Origin of the sequence: Streptomyces flavusporus, from assembly GCF_046267975.1 — a bacterium.
Classification (GTDB): domain Bacteria; phylum Actinomycetota; class Actinomycetes; order Streptomycetales; family Streptomycetaceae; genus Streptomyces; species Streptomyces flavusporus.
Map to the genome: position 1 here is coordinate 1,819,968 of NZ_CP176503.1, position 26,147 is coordinate 1,846,114.

Genomic DNA, 26,147 nt, shown 5'->3' on the forward strand with positions numbered 1-26,147 from the left:
GCTGTCTGCACCACGGGGCAGCGCACCAACGTGCCGGCGATCGGGTCCGATCCGCAGTGGGTAGCCGAGCAGCGGCGCCGCCCGCTGTGGGCACTCGAAGCGTCCGCAGACCCGGTAGCCGATCCCGATGGGGGTGGCGGCCGCGGTGCGGCCGAGGTCGAGGCCGTCGGAGTAGAAGAGCCGGTGGGCGTGGCGGACCTCGCAGCAAGCAAAGGCCGACGGCGAAGGTCTTGCCGGGCTCGCCCCAGCTGGCGCGGTGGCAGGTGACGGCCCAGGCGGTCCACAAGTAGAGCTGTCCGTCCAGCATTTCGGCGATCTGCACGTGGATGCGTCCGGGGGCGGCGAACGCCTCATAGACGTTCCACAGCGGGCAGGTGCCGACATCCCCGGATCGTGAATAGGAGTTGCGGGCGGCGGGTGCGGCGTGGGCGGCGGCCCGGCTGACCAAGGTGCTTGGAGACCCGTTGCCGTGTTGCAGGCCGTTAGCCTGTCGGTATGTCGGAGCGTGTCATGCCCGGTCGCACGGACGGCCTGATCACCCTGGGTGCCGCGAATGCACTGTGGGTCGATTTGACGGCCGGCAGTGCTGTGCCGACGGCTTCTGGGGCATTCACCTGCTCTCCTGCCCATGCCGGGGTGGGGTACGTCCTGCTCGGTGGCCGTGTAGTGGCGACGGTGAGGGCGAGCAGCGGTCAGTGGATTGTTCGCGAGGTTGAGGTGCGCCGGGCGGCCGCGGAACTGAACGCGGTGGGGATGGATCGGCAGGACCTGGTCCGCATCGGTCCGTTTCGTGGGGCGCCGAGGCAGGAGGGCCATGAGGAAACGCCGCTGCGTTGGCGCCAGCGCATCGCGGGGGAACTGCAGGAGCTGGGCGGCCCCGAGCGGGCAGCACGACGTGAAGTGGGCCGGCCGTACCATCTGGCGGGGATCGACTGGCGGCAGATGCTCGTGGAGCAGACCCGCGACGGGACGCAGCGGACGTGGTGGCTGCCGCGCGCTGTGGTCAGGCTGCTGGATGCGGCCGAGCACGCCGAAACGCAGTGGGTGCACGCCGCGCGGACCCGCCGGGCAAGCGCTGCCGTCACCGAACCGCCCTCCCTCCCCAGGCAGGCCCGAGACGCCGACGCTCGGCAGACGGTGAGCCCCGAGGGCCCCACCGCCTCACTGTGCCCGTACAACGGGGAGTTGGAGCGCCAGCTGTACTCGGTGCTCAGCCGGAAGCCCGGTACCTCCCGCAGAGTGGCCGGGTGGATGTGCGCCGTCTGCGGCACTGCGCCCGCCACCGTGCTCGACCACTGCCACGAACACGGCTACGTCCGCGCCCCTGTCTGCCAGTCCTGCAACACACAAGAGCGCCCCGACCACCTGTACAGCAACGACATCCGCGTGGCCAACCACTACACACGCCTCTTCGACACCGACACCGACGCCTGGCTCCACCACTGGCATCGCTGCCCCGGCTGCCGCGCACGCACCACCCTCCCGTTGCCGCACCTCGCCGCGTGGACCGCCCACATAGCCTGCCGGTCGCTGCGCCCGACCCACCGCGCTTCCCGCGGGCGCAAGCCCTGCGGTGTGCTGCGCGTGTCCTGGACGGGCAGTCAGAATGCGCCCCGTTCCTGCCTGCTCACGGTCTCCGTCGACTTCTGTCCCTCCGGCGAACACCATGTGCTGGCACAAGTCCCCTACCGCGAAGCCGCCGAGCGGTTTCGCGTCTGGCTGGCCGAGACGGCCCCTGCCGTGGCCGCCGCGGCCGGCCCCGACCGCCTGGACGGCCTCCCCGCCCAGTCCCGGCCCGTTATCGCGGACACCAGCGGCGAGGGCCTCGCACTGTTCTGAGCGGGCATCGGGAGACCCGCCACCCCCACGCCACCTCACAGTTGCCGGCCCCCGACACGGTCACCCCACACCCCATCGAAATGCGCCGCAGAGCTACCCCCAAGACCCTGCTGCGCCATCGCAGGACGTGGCCGGCGACACGACGGGATGCGTCCCTTGACGGCCAGGCACCCGGTCGCGCTGGCCGGATTCCGGCACCCGCTCTGATCGGCTAAAAGCGCGGCCCGGCGGGCGAGAACCCGCCCGCAAGCCACATCCACCTCCCAGCCTTCGGCCCGCGGCCGCAGGCCACTTCGTTCGGATGCAGCACAGCGTCGGCTGGCCGATCAGGGCGTCCACCCGGTGCACGACGGATGCTCCCCGAACCCGGTCGAGCGGCCTCCCCAGTCCACGCAGAGGCCCCCACCGAACGCTGCCGTGCGCATGAGGTGATCTCACCGGGGTGCCGCTGTCGAGACTGACGGTGCCGCTGCCGTCATCTCGGGTCACTCCGGGGGAAGGCGTCGCCGGTCGGCCAGCGTTCCGGCAGACCAAGAGCGGTGTGGACGGAGCGAATCGCGGGCTGGCGCTCGACCTGGTTCCCAGCCAGTTGCGCGGTTGCCCAGGTAGAGAAGATGGGGGCAGGAAGCGAGGCGGGATCCGGGCTTTGCCAGAGAACGGGAGTGTTTTTCGTCCAGGTCCAGGGTGCTGGGTTGTTCACGACGAGCACGCCGCTGACACGGCTGTGGGCATGGTCGTAGGTGGCAGTCCAGTAGCCATCAGGCTTTCGGCTGAAGGTCGATCCGCTGTCGTAGGCGTACTCAACCGTACTCCCGTACAGCGCTCTCTCGAGGTCCTCATCTTCGGGGAAGTCGGCTGCATGGCCTACCGCCACGATGAATGGCAGCTCCAGGTCACCATACCTCCCACCCTTGTGTGTGACGGCGTCGAGCACTCGCTCCGATCCGTCCTCGACCACCCATGCCGAGGGGTAGACGCCGATTGTCCTGCTGGATGGATTGCCACGTTTGCCTGGGCTGCGGGGGATCGCTTGAAACTGAGGCACCAGCCAGCCTCTTGCCAAGTGTGACTGGGAAGCGGCACCTTGCGCTCATGGTCGGCGATGACCTGGTCGGGGTCCAAGCTTGCAAGCCATCGCGTGAGCCCGGACTTCAGCCGTCTCTGCGGCGGCGTTGCCGTACCGGCGCTATGGAGTTCGCACGATACGAAGAAGTTCGGACTCGGCAAGCGATCGATGGCATCGCTCAACTGCGGTGGGAGCGAGTAAGGCCCAGCGTCGCGCTTTTGAGCCTTCCAGATCGCTTCGACGACGAACTGCTCGTTACCGCGCGTAACCAGGAAGTCGGGCTTATAGCCACCTGTTCCCGTTTGCCGCTCAACCTCCACGCTGCAACCGGAACCGAGCAACATCTGGTGCAGGTACAATTCCCACAGCGCAGAGTAGACGTTCGTGTCGGAGTTTCGGTCCCGCAGCCGGCTGAGCAGGCCGGGTTGAGCCTGGTCAGGGAAGCGCGACCACCATTCGTTGATCACATCCCGAACCTGGTCCCAGAACGGACCGGCGACCCTCTCGAAGAACTCGGCCTGTGGCTCGGCCGCCCGCTTCGGCGCCGCATCCGTCCGATTCCGGCTCGCGTATACACCCATGACAGACGATCGTAGGTCGCTCCGCGGGCCGTTCTCATTCCACGGATCACCCCGTCCCGCTCTCCGGGTACCGTCAGGGTATGAGTCATCCGCACCCCGAGCTGAAAGCCGCCCCGCCCCTTCCCGAAGGAGGGCTGCGGGTCGTCGCCCTGGGCGGCCTGGGTGAGATCGGCCGCAACATGACCGTCTTCGAGCACGCGGGCAAGCTGCTCATCGTCGACTGCGGCGTGCTGTTCCCCGAGGAGACCCAGCCCGGCGTGGACGTGATCCTGCCGGACTTCACCTCGATCCGGGACCGGCTGGACGACATCGTGGCCGTGGTACTCACCCACGGCCACGAGGACCACATCGGCGGCGTGCCGTACCTGCTGCGCGAGCGGTCCGACATTCCAGTCGTCGGCTCCAAGCTGACGCTGGCATTCCTGGAGGCCAAGCTCAAGGAACACGGCATCCGGCCGCGCACGGTGCGGGTGCGGGAGGGCGACCGGCGTGGCTTCGGGCCCTTCGACTGCGAGTTCGTGGCGGTCAACCACTCCATCCCCGACAGCCTCGCGGTCGCGATCCGCACCCGGGCCGGGATGGTGCTGCACACCGGCGACTTCAAGATGGACCAGTTCCCTCTCGACGACCGCATCACCGATCTGCGCGCCTTCGCCCGCCTCGGCGAGGAGGGCGTGGACCTGTTCCTCACGGACTCCACCAACGCCGAAGTACCCGGCTTCACCACCTCCGAACGAGAGCTGAACCCGGCGATCGAGCAGGTGATGCGCACCGCGCCGCGCCGGGTCATCGTCTCCAGCTTCGCCAGCCATGTGCACCGCATCCAGCAGGTCCTGGACGCCGCCCACCAGCACGGCCGCAAGGTCGCCTTCGTCGGCCGGTCGATGGTCCGTAACATGGGCATCGCCCGTGACCTGGGCTATCTGAAGGTCCCGTCCGGTCTGGTCGTGAGCACCAAGGAGCTGGAAAAGCTCCCGGACCACAAGGTCACTCTGGTGTGCACCGGCTCCCAGGGCGAGCCGATGGCCGCGCTGTCACGGATGGCCAACCGCGACCACATGATCCGCATCGGCAAGGGCGACACGGTCCTGCTCGCCAGCTCCTTGATCCCCGGCAACGAGAACGCCATCTACCGGGTGATCAACGGTCTCACCCGGTGGGGCGCCCACGTGGTGCACAAGGGCAACGCCAAGGTGCACGTCTCGGGGCACGCCAGCGCCGGTGAACTCGTCTACTGCTACAACATCGTCAAGCCCCGCAACGTCATGCCCGTGCACGGCGAATGGCGCCACCTGCGGGCCAACGGCGACCTCGCCATCCGTACCGGCGTCGACCCCGAACGCGTCGTCATCGCCGAGGACGGCGTCGTCGTCGACCTGGTCGACGGGCGCGCATCCATCACCGGCAAGGTCCCCGCCGGCAACGTCTACGTGGACGGCATGGAAGTCGGCGGCGCCACCGAAGCGTCCCTCAAGGACCGCCTCACCCTCGCCGCCGAAGGCGTGGTCACGGTGGTGGCGATCGTCGACGCGGACACCGGCGCCCTCGCCGAGGCCCCCGACTTCCTGGCCCGCGGCTTCGTCCACGACGACACCACCTTCGAGCCGGTCATCCCCGTCATCGAGAAGACCCTGGCCACCGCGGCCGAGGAAGGCGTCGGGGACGCGCGCCAACTCGAACAACTCCTCGCCCGCGCCGTGGCGAACTGGGCGTTCCGCACCCACCGCCGCCGGCCCCTCATCATCCCCGTCATCATCGACGCCTGAGCCACAGCCCGGCAGCACGGTCGCCGATTCCGGTCGCGGCCCCGCGAGCATCGAGGTCGGGCACGCCCGGACCGGACGGTGGCGAAGCCGCCGGGCTCGACGAGGCGGATCGCCTCGCCGTGGGCGGCCAGCAGGTCCGCGAGGGAGTCGGTGTTGCGGGCGACGGCCCTGTCGCCGCGCTCCAGGGCCGCCTGCGCGAACTCGCGGCCGAAGCCGCGGGAGGACCGGGTGACATGGCGGCGGTGCACCCCGCCCAGATGTTGCACCAGATCGGACAGCGTTCACTCGGGGCAGGTCGGCACTGCACGTCGTGGCTGGGCACGAAGGCGACCGCTGCCGGGAACGCGACCGACTGTGTGTCGATCAGCCGCAGCAGGACGGGGAACGCCACGCGGATGCCTACCGTCACCCCGGACAACCGCAGTCGATTTTCACAGCGGTACAGGGGCACGCAAGGCGCGCAACACCGGCCGTGCACCCTCGGACAAGGCAGTGCCCTCATCCCGGAATTCCAGTTCGGCGGCGCCACCAACCCGAACCAACCGCATCTGGGCCATTCCCCCAGGCAAGTCCGCCGGCTACGCTCCGCCCGCAACGTGCGCACGGGCATGCGCACGTCGCGGGCCACTGCACGGGACGCGCGAGTGGATAGCGCGAGTGCCGGTGAAGCGGTTAGATCGCGGGACTCATCGACTCAGCCGCCGCTCTTGCGCCTGAACGACCGCTGGCTCGCAGCCGGGCCGTGCGCCGAACGCACCTTCGACGCATCGGACTTGGCGGCAATATCAGCGGCGTCCGCCTGCGCACCGCGCTTGCGCGCCAGGGCTTCACGGAACTTCCGCTTGAGGTCGTAGTTGCCGTCGCTGTCCGGCGCCAAAGGGGACGTCTCCGGGGCAGCCGGCTCCGAACCTTCCGTAGATACGGGCTCTGCGGTCATGGTGACCTCCTGGGTTCGGGGATGGGCAAGCACAGCTTGTCATGCCGAGCGCAGTGCGAGGCCCCGACAACGTCATCCTGCTCCGTTTCGGCGGGCATCCCTCTCGCGGCCAAAGGCGTTGACTTCGTAGGTGAGGCGCACAGGACGGCTTCGGGCCGGACCGAGGGTTGTCGATCCCGTGGCCAGGCTGCCAGGGCAACGGCTCTCAGCCGTTGCGACGCACGAGGGCGGCCCTGCGGGCCTCGGCGAGCTTGCGGGCCTCGCCGGCCTTTCGGGACTTGCCGCCGGCGCCGCGGGAGGTGCCCTTGCTGGTGCCGAGGCCGCGGAAGGGAGCGTTGGTGTTCTTGGGTCGGGGGACGGCGGGCCCGCCGTCGAGCGGGATCCCGGAGGGAGTCTTGGCGCCGGTGATCCGGCTCAGTTCCGCCTCGCCCGAGCACACCTTGGTGACGGTCGGCTCGATGCCGGCCCCGGCCATCATGCGGCTCGTCTCGCGGCGCTGGCCCGCCAGCACGAGCGTGACCACGCTGCCGGACCCACCAGCGCGGGCGGTGCGGCCCGCCCGGTGCACATAGTCCTTGGCATCGGTGGGCGGGTCGACATTGACCACGAGATCGAGGTCGTCGACGTGCAGGCCACGGGCCGCGACATTGGTCGCCACCAGAACGGTGATCTGGCCGTTCTTGAACTGCGCCAGGGTCCGTGTGCGCTGTGGCTGGGACTTGCCGCTGTGTAGGGCCCCGGCGTGCACCCCGCTGGCCCGCAGATGCCGGGTGAGCTGGTCGACGGCGTGCTTGGTGTCGAGGAACAGCAGTACGCGGCCGTCGCGGGCGGCGATTTCCGTGGTGACGGCGTAGCGGTCAGGGCCGTGGACGACCAGAACGTGGTGCTCCATCGTCGTGACCGTGCCCGCGGCCGGGTCGACCGAGTGGACGACGGGGTCGTGGAGGTAGCGGCGGACCAGTTGATCGACGTCGCGATCGAGAGTGGCCGAGAAGAGCATCCGCTGACCGTCGGGGTGCACCTGGTCGAGCACGTCGGCAACCTGCGGCAGGAATCCCAAGTCGCACATCTGGTCGGCCTCGTCCAGCACGGTGATTCTCACCCGTCCCAGGCGGCAGGCGTTGCGCTCGATCAGGTCGTGCAGGCGTCCGGGGGTGGCGACGACCACCTCGGCTCCCTGGCGCAGCGCGGTGACCTGCCGGCCGATCGACGTTCCGCCGACGACCGTGGCGATCCGCAGCCGCAGTGCCTCGGCGTACGGCGCCAGCGCCTGGGTGACCTGTTGGGCCAGCTCCCGGGTGGGCACAAGGATCAGAGCGAGGGGCTGCTTCGGTTCGGCGCGCCGCCCGGCTGTACGTGTCAGCAGCGGCAGGCCGAAGGCGAGCGTCTTGCCTGATCCGGTGCGCCCGCGTCCCAGGATGTCGCGCCCCTCCAGGGCATCGGGCAGTGTGGCGGCCTGGATCGGAAAGGGTTCGCGCACCCCGAGTTCGCTCAGTGTCCGCAGCACCTCCGTCGGCAGTTCCAGACCGGCGAAGGTGACGGCCGGGAGCAGCGCCGGGGTCGTTGCCCCGGGCTGGGCGGGACTGCCGTGAGCGATGCCGGAGTAATTGGGATGCTTCATAAACAGCCTTCCGCAAGGGAACGTACCGAGGAAGGCCCGGCAGGTTTGAACAGCCCACGCACAAGCCGAACGGAACAGGCAGAATCGCCCACCGCGACGACCACGCAAACGCGTGAGACTAACACATGGCATAACCTCGCGCCGTTGATACCGATCGCCCCTGTGTACGGGTGCTGGCAGCGGGTCGGCATGGAACAACCGTTCCCCTTGAAGAACGGCCCCACCCCACGGGCGAGCTGTCGAGCCACGCATCGAGCCTTACGAGCGGGGCGCCGGGCGGGTCAGCAGGCCCCTGCTGCGGGTGCAGGTCAGCAAGCCGGACGCGGGAGACGCGGCGGCGGCACAGCAGAAGGCTGCTGTCATCAAGTCCGCGCTCGGGAACGTGCCGGGTCTTCCGATCACGGCGCTGAAGGGTCCCGTGCTGGCGGATGCGGTCGAGCAGGTCCTGACCGCGCCCGCACGCGAGCCCGGCATGCCGGTGCTTGCTGGCCTGCGTATCGAGGCGAGTCATGAGGCGGTCACGCTGACCGCGACTGACCGATACCGGCTCTCCACCCGAACCCTGGTGCCGACTGAACCACCGAGGCAGGCGTGGGCCGGCACGGTCAACGGCGATGAGATGCGGGCCGCGGTCGCCGAGATCCGCCGCTGCGGGCTGGTGCGACTGCCGCACGGGATCGGGCTCCGCGTGGCCGACCGGGAGGACCGGCATTGCCGTTTGCTGCTCGAGGAGTTCCCCGACTATCGGCTGATGCTCGCGTCACTGAGCGAGTCACCACCCGTGTGACGGTCTAGGAACTGCTCCTGCGAGCCCTGGAAGAACACCCCGGCGAGCGCATCGCGCTGCACGTTGCCGCCCAGGGAGTGGACGTCGTGTCCGCAGATGACGAGCACCCCGACATCCCGCTCCCGGCTACCGCGACGGGGCAGGCCCTCCAGATCTGCTTCGAGCTGACCACGCTCTATCCCGCCGTGAGCACCGCGATCAGCCCCGACGTGATGCCCGACCTGAGGGGAAACGACCAGCCCGTCACGATCCGCTCCGCCGACCGCGGCGATCTCACCACCCTGGCCATGCCCATCAAGCCCCGCCGCTCCGCCTGAGAAAGACGACGAGGAACATCCACGACCACCGCACCCGCCAGCCCCGACCATGGAAGCCATAAGGCAAGCCGTCACCGAAGGCCGAGCCGGTGACATCGCTTCTGCCCGCCAGAAGCTTCTGACCCTGTGGTCCGCGGTCGGTGTCACGGGCGACCCGCTTCACCGCTGCTCTCTCGCTCACTACCTGGCAGATCTCACGAAGATCCCGCCCGGGCCCTGGCCTGGGACGTCCGGGCCTTGGGGGGCAGACCGCTGGCGCAGGTGATCACGGCGCCAGGGCAGAGGAGACGGCACGCACGGAGCGCGCGGCGCCCAGCGGCTCCTGCAAGCCGGCCACCCTCCATGCAGGCGAAGCCGGTGCCCTGCGAACCGGCACACCGCGTCATTCCGAAGGAATGCGAAACTCGAATTCGGGACGGTCCCACGGCACGGCGGGCGGGTTCGCGAGCGCGGTCCCGGTCCGCACTGCACCGACGCGGTGGTAGAAGTCCTCGGCGGGAAGGTGCGACACGACCTTGAGACGGTCGATCCCGGCAGCACGGGCCTCGGACTGCATGTGCGCCACAAGCAGCCGTCCAATACCCCGTCCTTGCACTTCGTCGGCGACGAACAGCAGGTCGAGCTCCGGTGGAGCAAGAACGAGCGAGTAGAACCCGAGGACCCGGCCTCCATGCTCGTCGGCGCCGACGGCCACAAAGGCGCGGTGGGCCTCGATGTAATCAGGACCGACCCGGTAGCCCGCGACTGCGGCTGCGTACTTACCCTCATAGGCGCCTGAGCCACGCACGAGCCGCGTGAGCCGTTTGGCATCCCGCGCGACCGCCCTCCGTATCGTGACCGGCTGGCTGACCGGGGAAGTGCGTGAACTCATCGGGAGAGTATTTCGCACCGGGAAGTGCCGTCGTGCGGCGGGTCGGCTGCTCGCGCAGGCGTTCCTGCACCGCTCCCCGGAACCCCTCGCCCAGGCCCCGATCGGCCACGTCACTGCCGCCGAATCGCCCCGGCACACGCCCACGTACACGCGGATCATCGTGGCCGAACACGCCCGGCGCCGCCTGCGCGAGGCCGCCGCGCACCCGATGCACCCGGTACGGGACGCCTCCCGCACCCCGTGCCTACCACACTGGCCGAGGCCGAGGCCGACGCTCTCGCCTCCGTCGTGGACGCCATCGCCGCGTCCTTCCCGACTCGCTCCGGATCCCTGCCCCGCATCCCCGCACAAGCCCCTGCACGGCGACGAAGAGGCCGCCCAGGAGGAACGGCTGCTGCTCGCCACGGGCCGCCGCGCCCGACCGACATCGAGCAGATGCGCTCCCGGCCGCGGAGGCCAGGACCGGCGTCCGCGTAGGCCGACAGGTCACCGGCGGCCACGACGAACTCCGCAAAAGCCCCGTCGGGATGTTCCCAACGCTGTTGGTAAATCCGTCCCGCTGGATCTCATCCGGCGGGACGGATTGCTGCGAAGGGTGAGACTCGGGTGCGGGCGAGAGGTCTGCCAGTGGGGTAGGCGTCGAGGCGGGCGAAATTAGGCGACTCAGCTGGCGCCACTGACGGAGAGGGATCACTAGTGTCTCGTGATCCTGATTGTGTTACTTCGAGTTGTTATTGACGAGTTTCTTCACGCTGGTCTGGACGAGTCGGACCTTGGCGAGGATCTCGTCGGCGGTGGCGGTCCAGGTGAAGGGCTTCGCGTTCTCGTTCCAGGAGTTGATGTAGTCGCGGATCTGTTTGACCAGGACGTTGACGCTGGAGAACGTGCCACGGCGGATGGACTGCCGGGTGATGATCCCGAACCAGATCTCGTCGGGTAGGACCGCTGCATTGCTGCAGCGGTCCCCCCTCAGAACCGGCCGTGCCCGCTTTCCAGGCAACCGGCTCAAGCAAGCCCCTTGGGCTCGCGGGCGAACAGAAGTGCTGGTCACCGGCCGGGGCCAGTGGCCAGCCGACGCCGGCAGTGGGTGTGTATCAGGCGTGAGGCGGCGGGTTTGTCCGGCTTGCCGTTGCCCGCTTCGGCGGTGACCGCGTGTTTGCGGATCGCGATGCGGGTGACCTTGAGCCACTGCTCCCACTGGTCGGGAGTTTGCGGCTCGTGGTCGGCGTGCAGCAGCAGCCCTCCGCAGAGCGGACATCGGCCGTCTTGCATCTGCAACAGATGCAAGGTGCCCTTGCCCAGCGGGAGTTTGCCGCGGCGGCACCGCTTGGCCCAGAAGTCGGCCAGGGCGGGATCGTCGGTTGACGCCCTCCCTGGCACCATCCGGTGCCGGACGATCGGCGTCCAGGCGAACTTGTAGAGGTAGAAACCGCTGGTGCGGTCCCCGAATACCCATGTGTCCTGCCTGAACGGGTTGAACATGGCGAAGTACCGGGCAGTCACCCAGCGCATCGGCTTGTTCGGGTGGGAGAACTTGGCCCACTTGTAGACCAGTCTCCACACGTAGGCGTCCAGCGAGTTGAACGCCCGCTTGGACACCCCGATCCGGTAGTAGGCAGCCCAGCCCTTGATGATCGGGTTGAGCTTGGCGATCACCGCGTCGGCGTTGGCCCCTCGCAGGGCCAGCACCTCGGCGGCAAGCCGTTCCCGGATCCGCCGCAAGGCCGCGTTGCTCGGTTTGGTCAGCAGCTTGCTGCGGTAGCGTCGGATGTTGAACCCCAGGAAGTCGCAGCCCTCATCGAGGTGGACAATGCGCGTCTTGTCCTCGTTGAAGGCCAGGCCCCGGGGCGCGAGCCACACAGTCAGCCGCGCCTTGACCTGCTCGGCCTGTTCCCGAGAATGACACAGGGCGAGAAGGTCGTCGGCGTAGACGACCAGAACCGGAGAATCGCGCGCCAGAATCGTGGCATCACTGCCGAGATTCTGGTAGCGGACTCCAGCAGCCTTTCCCATGCCGTGCAAGGCGATGTTCAACAACGCGGGACTGATCACCCCGCCCTGGGGAGTTCCCTCCACCGTGGGGGTGAACCAACCTTTCTCGACCACACCCGCCTTCAGCCATCCGGCGATCATTCCCCTCCCGGGAAAGGAGCCCAATGACGCGAGCAGGTGATCGTGGTCGATTCGGTCGAATGCCGCTTTCAAGTCCGCGTCGAGCACCCACAAGCGTTTGGCGTTCTTGCCGCTCGCCGTCGTGTGGATGGCAACGATCGCGTCATGACAGCCACGGCCTGGACGGAAACCGTAGACCTTCGGTTCCAGCCGTGCCTCCCACTCGGGCTCCAGTGCATTCAGCGTCAGAGCTTGAAGGCATCTGTCGGCGATCACAGGAATTCCAAGTGGGCGCTGCTTCCCATTCGCCTTGGCTATATACACCCGCTTGACGGGCTTGGGCTTCCACGGGGCCGCGCCATGCTGGACCCAGTCGGCCAACTCGGCCTTTCCCTGGGGCAGCAGGACGACTTTCCCGTCGATGCCCGCCGTCTTGCGGCCAGCGTTGACTTCCGTGACCCGCCGCACACTCGCGAGTGTGTTGGCGCGGGAGCGGAGCATCAACTTCTGCAGATTCCTGACCTTGGCCAGGTCTCCTGCCTGCGATGCCGTGAAGATGCGTTGCCGCAGACGCCGTACGTCGTCCTCGACGGTCCGCCAGTCGATCGACGGCCAGTCGGTGATCTCGTCCTCCGGTCCGTTCGCCATGCCGGCTGCGGTCGCAGCGGCTTGCGCCGCCCCAGCCACGTGTGTCGTCACGGCGTCCAACTTGCCCTTCGGTTCAGGTGTCTTTGGTCATCGTTTCTTCACGGGCTCACCAGACCCACGTCAGCGCCCTTTCAGGCCGGGACATCGGCCCCTATCCGGCCAGTTATGCGGGGACCACCGACGGAGGTGTCAGCGCATGGTTCCCGGTTTCCTGTTGCCTTTCGGCGACCGGCATTCGCTTGCTGGGTCTTCCTGCGCCCGCTGGAGAGTTGGGCCTTCCTTGCGGTTGGCTTACCAGGTCAGAATTGCATTGCCTGGACTCCATCGGGGTTGTCACGTTCCGCATGAGAGAGATGCTGCCGGTGAGGGGGCCCTCTGCACCCCGGGGACGGCGGTGCACTCCCGACTGGCCAGATTTCCCCAGTCGGCGCCTGCCGATTTCCAGCGGCCAGTCCCTATCTCTCGCTGAAACGACCCATCGGCGAGAGTGCTCATGACGAGGCATCATCAAGGGTTCATTCGCATTCACCCGTCCGGCATTTCCCAGCCTGTAACCCCCGGATGGAACGAGGATCCTTGGGCATTTCCCCAGGCTTCGCACCCCGCGATTACTCACGACGCACGCTGAGGCGGGAACGAGCCCTGTGCACTGGCTCGGGAGCTACACCTTCGACATCAGTCGATCCTCCTTCGGTGAGTCCGCTCTTCTCAAGCGGCTTTCGTGTCGCACGATCTGGTTCAGCCACGAGGACCCGACAGGGGTGAAATGGAAGTGGACGTGCGGGTTCTTCGCCAGCCACGCCTTCACGCCCGGGGTGGTGTGCGTGGACAGGTTGTCCAGGACGACATGGATCTCCTTTCCCGCATGCGGCTTGACGGCCTTCTTCAAAAACGCCAGGAAGTTCGCGCCGTTCCGGCTCGGCTTGCACTCGCCCAGCACCTCACCGGTCGCGACGTTCAGCGCGGCGAACAGGTTCGTGGTGCCGTGCCGGACGTAGTCATGGGTGCGCTGCTCGGTGGCCGCGAAGGCCACCGGCAGCACCGGCTGGGTCCGGTCCAGCGCCTGCACCTGCGTCTTCTCGTCGACCGACAGCACCACGGCGCCACCGGGCGGGGCCAGGTACAGGCCGACGATATCGGCGACCTTCTCCGCGAACGCCGGGTCCTTCGAGATCTTGAAGGTGCCCGAACGGTGCGGTTTCAGATTCTCCTCACGCCAGATGCGGGCAACGTAATGCCAGGACACCGAGATGCCCTCGCGCCGCTTCAAGTGGTCGGCCAGCGTTCGCGTCGACCAGTGCGAGAGCCCGGAATCCGCCGGCGGGGACATCCTCGTCAAGGCGATCACCCGCGCCCGCACCCGAGGCGGCACCTGAGTCCGCGGCCCGCCCCGGCGTTTGTCCTCCAGCCCGGCAACACCACGCTCGGCATAGCGGGACTTGCACCGGTCCACCGTCAGCGGAGCCACACCGGCGAGCTCGGCGATGCCCTTTCGGCGCCGCCCCTCGGCCGACCACAACACGACCCGCGCGCGAAGCGCCACGACAGCCGGCACATGCCGCGAACCCGCCAACTCCCGCAGCTCAGCAATCTGTTCAGAGGAGAGATCCATACCAGACTCAACGATCACAGAGGCCTCAGGTTCCACAAACAGAATCACAAGACACTAGGGTCCTGCCCGTCTGTGCGGTCTCGCACAGGCGTTTGAGCTGACCTATCAGGAAGGACACGGCACTTCGTGTATCCATCCACACAACCGACCACGCCAAGACGCAGACGACGCAACCGGCTCGCGGCGGCCGCCGCGCTGCTGCTGATCGCCGAGGCGGGTATCGCCGTCACCGGCCAGGCCGCCGCGGCTCCCGCCCCGGAGCGCAGCAGCGGGCCGGCCAACGTCTCCCAGCCTTCCAAGGCGGAGATCCTCAAGGCCGACATGCAGTGGGCCGCTCGGCACGCCAAGGGCTCGAAGGCGTGGGCGATTCGGGAGGCGAAGAAGACCGGCAAGAAGGTCGTCGCCTACGACGAGACGACGGCCACCTCGTACACCGTGGCCAACCCCGACGGCACCCTCACCACCGACCTGACCTCCGGCCCTGAGCGGGTCTGGCGGGCCGGCAAGTGGCGCAAGGTCGACGCCACCCTGACCAGGGCCGGCGACGGAACCGTGAAGGCGAAGGAGCACCCCCACGGGCTGCGCCTGGCGGGCAAGGGCGGCACCGCCCCGCGCTCGCTGGCCGCCGCGCAGGACGCCGCCCCGCGCGATCTCGTCACCCTCGGCACCGGCGACCAGTCGGTGACGCTGCAGTGGAAGGGCGGTCTTCCCGCGCCGGAGCTGGACGGCACAACGGCCCGCTACCGGGAGGCCGTGCCCGGCGCCGACGTCATCGTGGAGGCCACGCGGACCGGCTTCGAGCAGTTCGTGGAGATCGACAAGAAGCCCTCCGGCGCCTACTCCTACACGCTGCCGGTCAAAGCCAAGGGGCTGAAGGCCAAGGCGAACGAGGACGGGTCGGTGACGTTCACCGACGCCGAGACCGGTGAACGGCGCGCGACGATGCCCGCCCCGGTCATGTGGGACGCCTCGGTGGACAAGCAGTCCGGCGAGCACACCCGCCGGGCCCGCGTCGCCATGAAGGTCGTGAACAAGGGCACCGGCCGCATCGACCTGGTCGTCACGCCCAGCGCGGACTTCCTCGCCGACCCCAAGACCCAGTACCCGGTCACGGTCGACCCCTCGACCTCCGCCCTGGCCTCCACCTTCGACACCTACGTGCAGCGCGGCGAGACGGTCGACTGGTCCGCCGACACCGAACTCGACTTCGGCAACCCGGGCACCACCAACCCGGACGGCACCACCCGCGTGGCTCGGTCCTTCATCCACTGGAACACCACGCCCATCCAGGACGCGTTGATCATCGACACGAACCTGGCGCTGTGGAACTTCCACTCCGGCAACACCGACTGCACCAACCAGGAGTGGACGATCTGGGACACCACCCAGGCCTCCACCTCCTCGCGGTGGACGAACCAGCCCACCTGGAACCAGGAGTACCACTCCTCCACCCAGACTCGCGGTAACCCCAGCTGCACCGGCACGCAGCCCGACGGATGGATCAACGCCGACGTCGACACCCTCGTACAGACCTGGGCCTCGGCCAAGGTAACCCGCGGCTTCATGGGCCTGCGCGCGGCCACCGACGACACCCGCGCCTGGAAACGCGTCAACTCCGGCAACGCCACCACGAACCAGCCGAAGCTGACCGTGACCTACAACTACCGTCCCTCGGACAGCACCGACCGCCAGGCTGGCGCGCCGTTCAAGTCCTATGCCGGTGTGTGGGCGGTGAACACGACGACCCCGACACTGCGGGACACCTTCACCGACCCCGACGGCGACACGGTCAACGGCACCTTCCAGGTCTACGACGCCGCCACCAACACACCCATCACCACCCCGGCCGGCGAAGGCCTGATCGTCTCCGACTTCGGCCCCGAGGGACAGCCGGTCAGCGTGGTCGTGCCCGCGGGCCAACTCCAGGACGGCAAGACCTACAAGTTCCGCACCAACGCCTACGACGGCACCCACTACAACCTCAGCTGGTCACCGTGGACGCAGTTCCTCGTCGACACCACGGCGCCCGGGGAGCCGTCCCCGGTGACGTCCGCCCAGTACCCCGAGGGCAGCTACAGTGGCGGCGCCGGACAAGCTGGAACGTGGACGGCAACCACCGTCAATGATGCGAACCGGCTCCAGTACCGAGTGGATGGTGAGGACCCCGACCCCGACGCGGGTGCAACCGGAAGCGGTACATGGCAGACGGTCAACACCACCTCGACGACCTCTGGTACGACCGGCTCGTTCGCGGTGACGCCCACCACCGACGGCGCCCATCACATCGAGACCCGGGCCATCGACCGTGCCGACAATGTCGGGACCACCAACGAGTACGGGTTCCTTGCGGGTACTGCGCCGGCGACCCGGGCCCACAAGGTCGACATCACCCTGAACAAGCCAGACCCGGCCGCGGTCGATCCGGCCGACTGGAACAACCCCTACCCGGCGTTCGGCTGGGACGGCTGGAACACAGTCACCAGCTCGGGCACCGTCCAGCAGGACGCGCCCGCCCTGCTCTCCCCGAAGCAGAGGACGACCAAGGCCGGCGACGCCACCATCACCATCACACCGCTGAAGAAGCGCACCGCCAGGGCAGCTGAGGCGATCAAGAAACAGAAGGCTCGCGAGCAGAAGGCCAACACTGGGGGCAAGACCAGAGAGTCTGCGGGGCTGGGTGAAGAAGACGAACGGCACCGGGCAGACCGGAGCGGGGACGTTGGTGGCCGCCGGGAGCGGGCTGGATGCGGCCGAGCGGGAGGAACTCAAGCGACTGCGCAAGCTCGCCGCCGACCAGGCCAAGACGATCGAGATTCTGAAAAAAGCGACGGCCTTCTTCGCGAAGGAGAGCGACCGGTGAGCGAGATATACCGGTTCATCCGCGTGGAGAAGGCCCACTTCACCGTCGTCCTGCTGTGCGCCGTCCTCGGCGTGGCCCGCTCCTCGTACTACGCCTGGGAAGCCGGAGAGCAGGCCCGCGAGGTACGCGAGCGCGAGGACCTCGCCCTGGTCCACGAGATCACCGTCATCCACGTCGCGTCGAAGAAGACGTACGGCGTTCCCCGGGTGCACGCCGAACTACGCCGCCGGGGGCGCCTGGTGAACCGCAAGCGCGTCGAGCGGCTCATGCGCGAACACCGCATCGCCGGTCACAGCCGCCGCACCGGGCGTCGCAGCCTCACCCGCGCCGACCGCAAGGCCGCTCCCGCTCCGGACCTGATCGGGCGCGACTTCACCGCTACCGCCCCGGGCCTGCGGGTGGTCGGCGACATCACCTATGTCCCTACCGCCGAGGGCTGGCTGTACCTGGCGACCTGGCTCGATCTGGCGACCCGTGAGGTGATTGGCTACTCCATGGCAGATCATCACCGCGCCGGCCTGGTCGTCGACGCCCTGGACATGGCTGCCGGCCTGGGCCTCCTGGAGGACGGCTGCATCATCCACACCGACCGCGGATCGGAGTACACCTCGGCCCAATTCCGGGACAGGCTGGGCGAGTTGGGGCTACGGCAGAGCATGGGGCGGACCGGGATCTGCTTCGATAACGCCGCTGCCGAGAGTTTCTTCGCCGTCCTCAAGGAGGAGATCGGCACCCGCATCTGGAATGACCGGGCGAGCGCGCGAGCCGACATCTTCACATTCATCGAGACCTACTACAACCGCAGGCGCCTGCGCAGACATCCCGACTGGGGCTACCTCACGCCCCACGAGACCCGCCAGCGCCACCACGGAACGAAACCAGAGCACGCCCTCGCCGCGTGACAGAACCGTGTCCAAGATCACGGGGAAACTTCACCACGAGTGTCGACCAGAAATGACGGCGTTGCCGTGGGCGCGGCGAGAAAAAGGGAAGGCGGGTGCCAACGGGCCGTTGGCAGGATGTCCACGCTCAACACTCGATGGGAAAGGACCCCACGACCGTGGCTCGTGCCATCACTCTGATCCGCTCCGCCTCCCTGTCCGACGTCGCCGAGTACGCCTACGCAGCTACGGCGCCCGCCGACTCCCGCCTGATCTTCCTCGCCGGGGCGTGTCCCCTGAACGACGACGGCTCGACCGCAGCGATCGGGGACTACGCGGGTCAGGCGCTGAAAGCCGTCGAGAACATGCGGGCTGCTCTCGCTGCCGCTGGCGCGTCACTCCAGGACGTCATCAGTACAAGGGTTCTCGTCGCATCGGCCCGGCGGGAGGACCTGGTGTCTGCCTGGCAGGTAGTCCGGGACTCGTTCGCTGACCATGACGTCCCCAGCACCTTGATGGGCGTCACTGTCCTCGGCTATAAGGACCAGCTCGTCGAGATTGAGGCCGTCGCCGCCGTGCTCGATTCTTGAGGTCCATTGACACAACGCGGTGGCCGAGCGCGGCCTGGACCGGAAGTGCCTGGCGGTAGCACGGCGAATATGGGATTGCCGGCCGCCTGCCAAGGCGGCTGGCAATCGAGGCAGGTAGCTCTCTGGGTCAGCCGGTCTTGGCGGGCTCCTCGGCTCGTGCCCGGGTGGAGGCGAGGCGGTAAGAGTCGGTGCCGGTCTCGATGAGGGTGGCGTTGAAGGTGAGCCGGTCCACGATCGCCGCGCAGAGCCTCGGGTCGGTGAAGGTTTTGGACCAGCGTGCGCCGTGAGGCGCTTCGTTGTATCCCCGACGCAGTCGGGATGAACTTGGAGGGAGGTTCTTGGGTCGCCGGGCTTACTTGAGCGCGAAAGCGTGAGGGGACAACAGCATGCCCGGAAAGTGGTGTCCGTCCGGAGGCGTCCAGGGCGGGGTGCCGCAAGACCCGAGCGATATGGCTAAGGCTTGATTGCTTGAAGCCCAATTCCCAGCGGTGCGAAAGACACCCGTCGAAATGACGCCTGATAATCGACGTCACGCCATGCCTCGTCCTCGGTTGGTGGCCGGGGCAACCTCCATGGCGTAGAGCGCCTCCCAGCGAGGGCGGCCAAGGGAATGAATGGGCGGCCTACGTCGCGCTCGATACGTACAACGAAGACGTACCACGGGATCGCCTACGGGGCGCGAGCCCTATGGCGACGGAGTGCTCGTAGTAGTCGCAGGCGTGACGACCTGCCAGGGAGGCCGGGAAAGCCGGTCACAGGGCGAAGGGGCACAGGTGATTGAGGCGTCCGGCGATGGGAGGTATGCGTAATGCAGAACGCCGCAACGGTGCTGGACGTCCTCCGGGAACGCGGCAGGCGAGGTCTGCCGCTGGAAAGGCTGTATCGGCAGTTGTTCAACCCGCAGTTGTTCCTGATGGCTTACGGGCGCATCTACGCCAACAAGGGTGCGATGACGCCTGGGGTCACCGGGGAGACCGTGGATGGTATGTCCCTGGAGAAAATCGACGCGATCATCGGCCGGTTACGCGCCGAGACGTACCGGTGGACTCCAGTGCGGCGGACCTATATCCCGAAGAAGAACGGGAAGAAACGTCCGCTCGGACTGCCCACCTGGTCGGACAAGCTGGTCGCCGAGGTGGTCCGTCTCCTGCTGGAGGCGTACTACTGTCTCGTGATCCTGATTGTGTTACTTCGAGTTGTTATTGACGAGTTTCTTCACGCTGGTCTGGACGAGTCGGACCTTGGCGAGGATCTCGTCGGCGGTGGCGGTCCAGGTGAAGGGCTTCGCGTTCTCGTTCCAGGAGTTGATGTAGTCGCGGATCTGTTTGACCAGGACGTTGACGCTGGAGAACGTGCCACGGCGGATGGACTGCCGGGTGATGATCCCGAACCAGATCTCGTCGGGTAGGACCGCTGCATTGCTGCAGCGGTCCCCCCTCAGAACCGGCCGTGCCCGCTTTCCAGGCAACCGGCTCAAGCAAGCCCCTTGGGCTCGCGGGCGAACAGAAGTGCTGGTCACCGGCCGGGGCCAGTGGCCAGCCGACGCCGGCAGTGGGTGTGTATCAGGCGTGAGGCGGCGGGTTTGTCCGGCTTGCCGTTGCCCGCTTCGGCGGTGACCGCGTGTTTGCGGATCGCGATGCGGGTGACCTTGAGCCACTGCTCCCACTGGTCGGGAGTTTGCGGCTCGTGGTCGGCGTGCAGCAGCAGCCCTCCGCAGAGCGGACATCGGCCGTCTTGCATCTGCAACAGATGCAAGGTGCCCTTGCCCAGCGGGAGTTTGCCGCGGCGGCACCGCTTGGCCCAGAAGTCGGCCAGGGCGGGATCGTCGGTTGACGCCCTCCCTGGCACCATCCGGTGCCGGACGATCGGCGTCCAGGCGAACTTGTAGAGGTAGAAACCGCTGGTGCGGTCCCCGAATACCCATGTGTCCTGCCTGAACGGGTTGAACATGGCGAAGTACCGGGCAGTCACCCAGCGCATCGGCTTGTTCGGGTGGGAGAACTTGGCCCACTTGTAGACCAGTCTCCACACGTAGGCGTCCAGCGAGTTGAACGCCCGCTTGGACACCCCGATCCGGTAGTAGGCAGCCCAGCCCTTGATGATCGGGTTGAGCTTGGCGATCACCGCGTCGGCGTTGGCCCCTCGCAGGGCCAGCACCTCGGCGGCAAGCCGTTCCCGGATCCGCCGCAAGGCCGCGTTGCTCGGTTTGGTCAGCAGCTTGCTGCGGTAGCGTCGGATGTTGAACCCCAGGAAGTCGCAGCCCTCATCGAGGTGGACAATGCGCGTCTTGTCCTCGTTGAAGGCCAGGCCCCGGGGCGCGAGCCACACAGTCAGCCGCGCCTTGACCTGCTCGGCCTGTTCCCGAGAATGACACAGGGCGAGAAGGTCGTCGGCGTAGACGACCAGAACCGGAGAATCGCGCGCCAGAATCGTGGCATCACTGCCGAGATTCTGGTAGCGGACTCCAGCAGCCTTTCCCATGCCGTGCAAGGCGATGTTCAACAACGCGGGACTGATCACCCCGCCCTGGGGAGTTCCCTCCACCGTGGGGGTGAACCAACCTTTCTCGACCACACCCGCCTTCAGCCATCCGGCGATCATTCCCCTCCCGGGAAAGGAGCCCAATGACGCGAGCAGGTGATCGTGGTCGATTCGGTCGAATGCCGCTTTCAAGTCCGCGTCGAGCACCCACAAGCGTTTGGCGTTCTTGCCGCTCGCCGTCGTGTGGATGGCAACGATCGCGTCATGACAGCCACGGCCTGGACGGAAACCGTAGACCTTCGGTTCCAGCCGTGCCTCCCACTCGGGCTCCAGTGCATTCAGCGTCAGAGCTTGAAGGCATCTGTCGGCGATCACAGGAATTCCAAGTGGGCGCTGCTTCCCATTCGCCTTGGCTATATACACCCGCTTGACGGGCTTGGGCTTCCACGGGGCCGCGCCATGCTGGACCCAGTCGGCCAACTCGGCCTTTCCCTGGGGCAGCAGGACGACTTTCCCGTCGATGCCCGCCGTCTTGCGGCCAGCGTTGACTTCCGTGACCCGCCGCACACTCGCGAGTGTGTTGGCGCGGGAGCGGAGCATCAACTTCTGCAGATTCCTGACCTTGGCCAGGTCTCCTGCCTGCGATGCCGTGAAGATGCGTTGCCGCAGACGCCGTACGTCGTCCTCGACGGTCCGCCAGTCGATCGACGGCCAGTCGGTGATCTCGTCCTCCGGTCCGTTCGCCATGCCGGCTGCGGTCGCAGCGGCTTGCGCCGCCCCAGCCACGTGTGTCGTCACGGCGTCCAACTTGCCCTTCGGTTCAGGTGTCTTTGGTCATCGTTTCTTCACGGGCTCACCAGACCCACGTCAGCGCCCTTTCAGGCCGGGACATCGGCCCCTATCCGGCCAGTTATGCGGGGACCACCGACGGAGGTGTCAGCGCATGGTTCCCGGTTTCCTGTTGCCTTTCGGCGACCGGCATTCGCTTGCTGGGTCTTCCTGCGCCCGCTGGAGAGTTGGGCCTTCCTTGCGGTTGGCTTACCAGGTCAGAATTGCATTGCCTGGACTCCATCGGGGTTGTCACGTTCCGCATGAGAGAGATGCTGCCGGTGAGGGGGCCCTCTGCACCCCGGGGACGGCGGTGCACTCCCGACTGGCCAGATTTCCCCAGTCGGCGCCTGCCGATTTCCAGCGGCCAGTCCCTATCTCTCGCTGAAACGACCCATCGGCGAGAGTGCTCATGACGAGGCATCATCAAGGGTTCATTCGCATTCACCCGTCCGGCATTTCCCAGCCTGTAACCCCCGGATGGAACGAGGATCCTTGGGCATTTCCCCAGGCTTCGCACCCCGCGATTACTCACGACGCACGCTGAGGCGGGAACGAGCCCTGTGCACTGGCTCGGGAGCTACACCTTCGACATCAGTCGATCCTCCTTCGGTGAGTCCGCTCTTCTCAAGCGGCTTTCGTGTCGCACGATCTGGTTCAGCCACGAGGACCCGACAGGGGTGAAATGGAAGTGGACGTGCGGGTTCTTCGCCAGCCACGCCTTCACGCCCGGGGTGGTGTGCGTGGACAGGTTGTCCAGGACGACATGGATCTCCTTTCCCGCATGCGGCTTGACGGCCTTCTTCAAAAACGCCAGGAAGTTCGCGCCGTTCCGGCTCGGCTTGCACTCGCCCAGCACCTCACCGGTCGCGACGTTCAGCGCGGCGAACAGGTTCGTGGTGCCGTGCCGGACGTAGTCATGGGTGCGCTGCTCGGTGGCCGCGAAGGCCACCGGCAGCACCGGCTGGGTCCGGTCCAGCGCCTGCACCTGCGTCTTCTCGTCGACCGACAGCACCACGGCGCCACCGGGCGGGGCCAGGTACAGGCCGACGATATCGGCGACCTTCTCCGCGAACGCCGGGTCCTTCGAGATCTTGAAGGTGCCCGAACGGTGCGGTTTCAGATTCTCCTCACGCCAGATGCGGGCAACGTAATGCCAGGACACCGAGATGCCCTCGCGCCGCTTCAAGTGGTCGGCCAGCGTTCGCGTCGACCAGTGCGAGAGCCCGGAATCCGCCGGCGGGGACATCCTCGTCAAGGCGATCACCCGCGCCCGCACCCGAGGCGGCACCTGAGTCCGCGGCCCGCCCCGGCGTTTGTCCTCCAGCCCGGCAACACCACGCTCGGCATAGCGGGACTTGCACCGGTCCACCGTCAGCGGAGCCACACCGGCGAGCTCGGCGATGCCCTTTCGGCGCCGCCCCTCGGCCGACCACAACACGACCCGCGCGCGAAGCGCCACGACAGCCGGCACATGCCGCGAACCCGCCAACTCCCGCAGCTCAGCAATCTGTTCAGAGGAGAGATCCATACCAGACTCAACGATCACAGAGGCCTCAGGTTCCACAAACAGAATCACAAGACACTACGACGTCCAGTTCTCCCGCCACTCCCATGGATTTCGCCCTGGCCGGGGATGTCACACCGCGCTCAATGAGGTGGTGGAAGTCTGGAAGGGAACACACTGGTTCGTCGAAGGAGACATCTCCGACTGCTTCGGCAGTCTGGATCATGAGGTGATGCTCGTGATCCTGGGAGAGAAGATCCACGACGGGCGATTTTTGCGGCTGATCCGCCAGATGCTCAAGGCCGGGTATTTGGAGGACTGGCGATGGCAGGCCACGCTCAGCGGTGCGCCGCAGGGCGGCGTGGCTTCCCCGATCCTGTCTAACATCTACTTGGACCGGCTGGATCAGTTCGTTGAACAGCACCTTTTACCGGACTACAACCGGGGCAGGCTGCGCCGGCGGAGCCGGGAGTACTGGCGCGTCGAGGCGAGGATCAAGCGGGCAAGTCAGCGCGGGGACAAGGCGGCGGTGCATGCGCTTCGGCAGCAGCTGCGACGCCTACCCAGTGCCGATCCCGATGATCCGGACTACCGGCGGCTGCGGTACATCCGCTATGCCGACGATTGGCTGCTCGGTTTCGCTGGGCCAAAGCGGGAATCCCTGGAGATCAAGGAACGGATGAAGGAGTTCCTGCATGACGAACTCAAGCTGGAACTCTCCGAATCCAAAACCCTGATCACGCACGCCGCCAGCCAGGCGTCGCGCTTCCTCGGCTACGAGCTGCGAACCCAGCTTGCCGACACGAAGATCACTCGCGGGCGTCGAGCGGTCAATGGCTGCATCGGCCTGTACGTGCCACGGGATGTGATCCGGAAACGGTGCGCGTTGTATATGAAGCGCGGGAAACCGGCGTTCCGCGGGGCACTGATTCACGATCAGGATTTCTCGATCGTGGCGAAGTACCAAGCGGAGTACCGGGGAATCGTCCAGTACTACCTTCTGGCCCAAGACGTGGGACGTCTGGGCCTGCTGCACTGGGTCATGGAATCGTCCATGCTCAAGACTTTGGCCAGGAAGCATCAGTCCACCGTCTCCAGGATGGCTCGCCGACACAGGGCGACCGTCCAAACGCCCGACGGACCACGGACGTGCATGCAAGTCATAGTCAGGCGCAGTGACGGAAGGAAACCACTGGTCGCTCGCTTCGGCGGAATTCCGCTGAAACGGCAACGCTTTGCTGACCTGGTCGACAGAAAACCGTCAACGAGATACACCGGCAGCAACGAGCTGATCCACCGGCTCTTGGCGGGGCAATGCGAGATCTGCGGGTCGCGGAATGGTATGCAAGTCCACCACATCCGTAAGATGGCAGATCTCAACCGGCCTGGTCGGCCCGAACCCTCGCCCTGGATAAGGCTCATGGCGCAGCGTCGACGCAAGACCCTCGTGGTCTGTCACGACTGCCATTGGGACATCCGTAGAGGACGGGCCACAGTTTCAACCCGGAGATAACGTCACTGGAGAGCGGTATGCGTTGAAAGGCGCCCGTACCGTTCGGGAAGGGGCCGTCGGAAAAGGACCCCAGCCAGGGGAACCTCGTCGGCGGCCTACTTCACCGCCGAAGGATTCGTTGGAGGCAATGGCGACGCTGTTCTTTTCCTCCCGCTCCGTCAGAACCTGGAACAGGAGTTCGGCGCCGCGGCGGTCGAGCTCCATGTAACCGAGCTCGTCGATGCACAAAAGGTCGACGCGGCCGTAGCGGGCGATGGTCTTGGTCAGCTGCTTCTCGTCGGCGGCCTCGACCAGCTCGTTCACCAGCTTCGTGGCGAGGGTGTAGCGAACGCGGTAGCCCTTCATGGCCGCCTCGGTGCCCAGAGCGATCAGCATGTGCGACTTGCCGGTGCCGGAGTCGCCGATCAGGCACAGCGGCTGCCCTTGCTTGATCCATTCGCAGCTGGCGAGGGTGTGGACGGTGGCTGCGTCGATGTTGGGGTTCGCGTCGAAGTTGAAGGCTCGCAGGGACTTCTCACGCGGGAAGTTCGCCGCCTTGATCCGCCGCTCCGAACGGCGGCGTGCCCGGTCGTCGCACTCGGCCATCAGCAGCTCGGCGAGGAAGCCCCGGTAACTCATCTGTTCCTTCAGCGCCCGCTCGGCGATGTCGGAGAACTCTTTGCGGATCGACGGCAGCCGCAGCATGCGGCAGGCAGTGTCGATGGCGGCATCGGCCGCCTGCTCGGTCAAGCCGCGCTGGCGGGGCAGAGGGTTGCGTCCATCGAGATGGTGTACGGGTTCGACCTGATCCAGGGGTTTTCTCCGGCATCGGGATGAGGTCCGCATAGGTGAACGGCCACCGGCTGATCTTTCAAGACGACCAAGTCTTCGAAGGAGATCAGCACGATGACCGCACCTGACAGTGTGCCCCTGCACGCCCTCGCGGAAGACAACCTGGCCGCGGCGAGTCCCGATCTGCTGCGCGCCATGGTCAAGACGTTCGCCGACGCACTCATGTCCGCCGAGGCCGACGCCCTCTGCAACGCGGAATACGGGCAGGTCAGCGACGAACGCGTCAACCACCGCAACGGCTACCGCCCATGCGAGTGGGACACCCGCGCAGGCACCGTCGAACTTGCCATCCCCAAGCTCCGCAGCGGCAGTTACTTCCCGCACTGGCTCCTCGAACGGCGCCGCCGGGCCGAGCAGGCCCTCGTCTCGGTGGTCGCCACCGCCTACCTGCTGGGCGTCTCCACCCGCAGGGTCGAGAAACTCGCCGAGTCCCTAGTAGGGCTTTGTTAGGTCCTGTGGTGGGGTTCGGGTGCTGGTGCGGGTTGGCCGCATATCGAGC

The 26,147-nt window shown here is 66.9% G+C and carries 15 protein-coding genes and 5 pseudogenes; 8 read left to right on the top strand and 12 right to left on the bottom strand.

Annotated features, from left to right (window positions below; all coding sequences use genetic code 11):
• Positions 1-48: 48 nt before the first annotated feature.
• Positions 49-400, bottom strand: a pseudogene (locus ACKTSN_RS08860) (short-chain fatty acyl-CoA regulator family protein); the annotation flags it as partial.
• 95 nt (positions 401-495) lie between these two features.
• Between ACKTSN_RS08860 and ACKTSN_RS08865 the strand changes: the two are divergent.
• Complete coding sequence (locus tag ACKTSN_RS08865; protein WP_409468583.1) at positions 496-1,839, top strand: endonuclease domain-containing protein; 1,344 nt, start codon at positions 496-498, stop codon at positions 1,837-1,839.
• 475 nt (positions 1,840-2,314) lie between these two features.
• Here ACKTSN_RS08865 and ACKTSN_RS08870 read toward each other — a convergent pair whose 3' ends face one another.
• Positions 2,315-2,773 carry a hypothetical protein gene (locus ACKTSN_RS08870; RefSeq protein ID WP_409468584.1) on the bottom strand — a complete coding sequence of 153 codons (459 nt, stop codon included), beginning with the start codon at positions 2,771-2,773 and terminating at the stop codon, positions 2,315-2,317.
• 793 nt (positions 2,774-3,566) lie between these two features.
• On the opposite strand from ACKTSN_RS08870, the gene ACKTSN_RS08875 reads away from it, so the two are divergent.
• Positions 3,567-5,252 carry a ribonuclease J gene (locus tag ACKTSN_RS08875; RefSeq protein WP_409468473.1) on the top strand — a complete coding sequence of 562 codons (1,686 nt, stop codon included), beginning with the start codon at positions 3,567-3,569 and terminating at the stop codon, positions 5,250-5,252.
• Between the two features lie 694 nt (positions 5,253-5,946).
• Here the strand turns inward: ACKTSN_RS08875 and ACKTSN_RS08880 are convergent.
• Positions 5,947-6,189: a DUF5302 domain-containing protein gene (locus ACKTSN_RS08880; RefSeq protein WP_409468474.1), complete on the bottom strand. Its 243-nt coding sequence runs from the start codon at positions 6,187-6,189 to the stop codon at positions 5,947-5,949.
• A gap of 205 nt (positions 6,190-6,394) precedes the next feature.
• Entirely contained in the window at positions 6,395-7,810 is a 1,416-nt protein-coding gene (locus tag ACKTSN_RS08885) for a DEAD/DEAH box helicase (RefSeq protein WP_409468475.1), read from the bottom strand.
• Between the two features lie 328 nt (positions 7,811-8,138).
• Between ACKTSN_RS08885 and ACKTSN_RS08890 the strand changes: the two are divergent.
• Positions 8,139-8,914: pseudogene (locus tag ACKTSN_RS08890) on the top strand (MerR family transcriptional regulator); the annotation flags it as partial.
• 382 nt (positions 8,915-9,296) lie between these two features.
• Here ACKTSN_RS08890 and ACKTSN_RS08895 read toward each other — a convergent pair.
• From ACKTSN_RS08895 to ACKTSN_RS08910, 4 genes are all read right to left on the bottom strand, one after another.
• On the bottom strand, positions 9,297-9,785 hold the full coding sequence (locus ACKTSN_RS08895) for a GNAT family N-acetyltransferase (protein ID WP_409468476.1): 489 nt from the start codon (positions 9,783-9,785) through the stop codon (positions 9,297-9,299).
• A 718-nt stretch (positions 9,786-10,503) separates the two neighbouring features.
• On the bottom strand, positions 10,504-10,794 hold the full coding sequence (locus ACKTSN_RS08900; RefSeq protein WP_409467919.1) for a hypothetical protein: 291 nt from the start codon (positions 10,792-10,794) through the stop codon (positions 10,504-10,506).
• 38 nt (positions 10,795-10,832) lie between these two features.
• Positions 10,833-12,545, bottom strand: a complete 1,713-nt coding sequence (ltrA, locus tag ACKTSN_RS08905) for a group II intron reverse transcriptase/maturase (protein WP_409467920.1) — start codon at positions 12,543-12,545, stop codon at positions 10,833-10,835.
• Between the two features lie 661 nt (positions 12,546-13,206).
• Positions 13,207-14,157 (bottom strand): IS630 family transposase, encoded by a 951-nt coding sequence (locus ACKTSN_RS08910; RefSeq protein WP_409468585.1) that lies wholly within the window; start codon positions 14,155-14,157, stop codon positions 13,207-13,209.
• A gap of 126 nt (positions 14,158-14,283) precedes the next feature.
• Between ACKTSN_RS08910 and ACKTSN_RS08915 the strand changes: the two genes are divergently transcribed.
• Both ACKTSN_RS08915 and ACKTSN_RS08920 read left to right on the top strand, forming a co-directional pair.
• Positions 14,284-17,919 (top strand): IS3 family transposase, encoded by a 3,636-nt coding sequence (locus ACKTSN_RS08915; protein WP_409468586.1) that lies wholly within the window; start codon positions 14,284-14,286, stop codon positions 17,917-17,919.
• A gap of 158 nt (positions 17,920-18,077) precedes the next feature.
• Positions 18,078-18,488, top strand: a complete 411-nt coding sequence (locus ACKTSN_RS08920) for a RidA family protein (protein ID WP_409468587.1) — start codon at positions 18,078-18,080, stop codon at positions 18,486-18,488.
• A 127-nt stretch (positions 18,489-18,615) separates the two neighbouring features.
• Here ACKTSN_RS08920 and ACKTSN_RS08925 read toward each other — a convergent pair.
• A pseudogene (locus tag ACKTSN_RS08925) lies at positions 18,616-18,762 on the bottom strand (ATP-binding protein); the annotation flags it as partial.
• 534 nt (positions 18,763-19,296) lie between these two features.
• Here ACKTSN_RS08925 and ACKTSN_RS08930 point away from each other — a divergent pair.
• A pseudogene (locus ACKTSN_RS08930) lies at positions 19,297-19,653 on the top strand (maturase); the annotation flags it as partial.
• Between the two features lie 350 nt (positions 19,654-20,003).
• Here ACKTSN_RS08930 and ltrA (ACKTSN_RS08935) read toward each other — a convergent pair.
• Positions 20,004-21,716, bottom strand: a complete 1,713-nt coding sequence (gene ltrA, locus ACKTSN_RS08935; protein WP_409467920.1) for a group II intron reverse transcriptase/maturase — start codon at positions 21,714-21,716, stop codon at positions 20,004-20,006.
• Positions 21,717-22,377: 661 nt separating this feature from the next.
• Positions 22,378-23,328, bottom strand: coding sequence for an IS630 family transposase (locus ACKTSN_RS08940; RefSeq protein WP_409468585.1), 951 nt, complete (start codon positions 23,326-23,328; stop codon positions 22,378-22,380).
• A gap of 43 nt (positions 23,329-23,371) precedes the next feature.
• On the opposite strand from ACKTSN_RS08940, the gene ACKTSN_RS08945 reads away from it, so the two are divergent.
• Positions 23,372-24,817 carry a reverse transcriptase/maturase family protein gene (locus ACKTSN_RS08945; protein ID WP_409474780.1) on the top strand — a complete coding sequence of 482 codons (1,446 nt, stop codon included), beginning with the start codon at positions 23,372-23,374 and terminating at the stop codon, positions 24,815-24,817.
• Here ACKTSN_RS08945 and istB read toward each other — a convergent pair.
• Positions 24,803-25,564 (bottom strand): IS21-like element helper ATPase IstB, encoded by a 762-nt coding sequence (gene istB / locus ACKTSN_RS08950; RefSeq protein WP_431197162.1) that lies wholly within the window; start codon positions 25,562-25,564, stop codon positions 24,803-24,805. The genes ACKTSN_RS08945 and istB overlap by 15 nt on opposite strands.
• A gap of 138 nt (positions 25,565-25,702) precedes the next feature.
• Here istB and ACKTSN_RS08955 point away from each other — a divergent pair.
• A pseudogene (locus ACKTSN_RS08955) lies at positions 25,703-26,083 on the top strand (transposase); the annotation flags it as partial.
• Positions 26,084-26,147: the final 64 nt, after the last annotated feature.

Excerpts from the sequence above, each read along its gene's own strand:
- ACKTSN_RS08895 (WP_409468476.1), bottom strand. The coding sequence starts at position 9,785 with ATGAGTTCACGCACTTCCCCGGTCAGCCAGCCGGTCACGATACGGAGG.
- ACKTSN_RS08865 (WP_409468583.1), top strand. The coding sequence starts at position 496 with ATGTCGGAGCGTGTCATGCCCGGTCGCACGGACGGCCTGATCACCCTG.
- ACKTSN_RS08880 (WP_409468474.1), bottom strand. The coding sequence starts at position 6,189 with ATGACCGCAGAGCCCGTATCTACGGAAGGTTCGGAGCCGGCTGCCCCG.
- ACKTSN_RS08875 (WP_409468473.1), top strand. The coding sequence starts at position 3,567 with ATGAGTCATCCGCACCCCGAGCTGAAAGCCGCCCCGCCCCTTCCCGAA.
- ACKTSN_RS08910 (WP_409468585.1), bottom strand. The coding sequence starts at position 14,157 with ATGGATCTCTCCTCTGAACAGATTGCTGAGCTGCGGGAGTTGGCGGGT.
- ltrA (WP_409467920.1), bottom strand. The coding sequence starts at position 12,545 with ATGGCGAACGGACCGGAGGACGAGATCACCGACTGGCCGTCGATCGAC.
- ACKTSN_RS08885 (WP_409468475.1), bottom strand. The coding sequence starts at position 7,810 with ATGAAGCATCCCAATTACTCCGGCATCGCTCACGGCAGTCCCGCCCAG.
- ltrA (WP_409467920.1), bottom strand. The coding sequence starts at position 21,716 with ATGGCGAACGGACCGGAGGACGAGATCACCGACTGGCCGTCGATCGAC.
- ACKTSN_RS08940 (WP_409468585.1), bottom strand. The coding sequence starts at position 23,328 with ATGGATCTCTCCTCTGAACAGATTGCTGAGCTGCGGGAGTTGGCGGGT.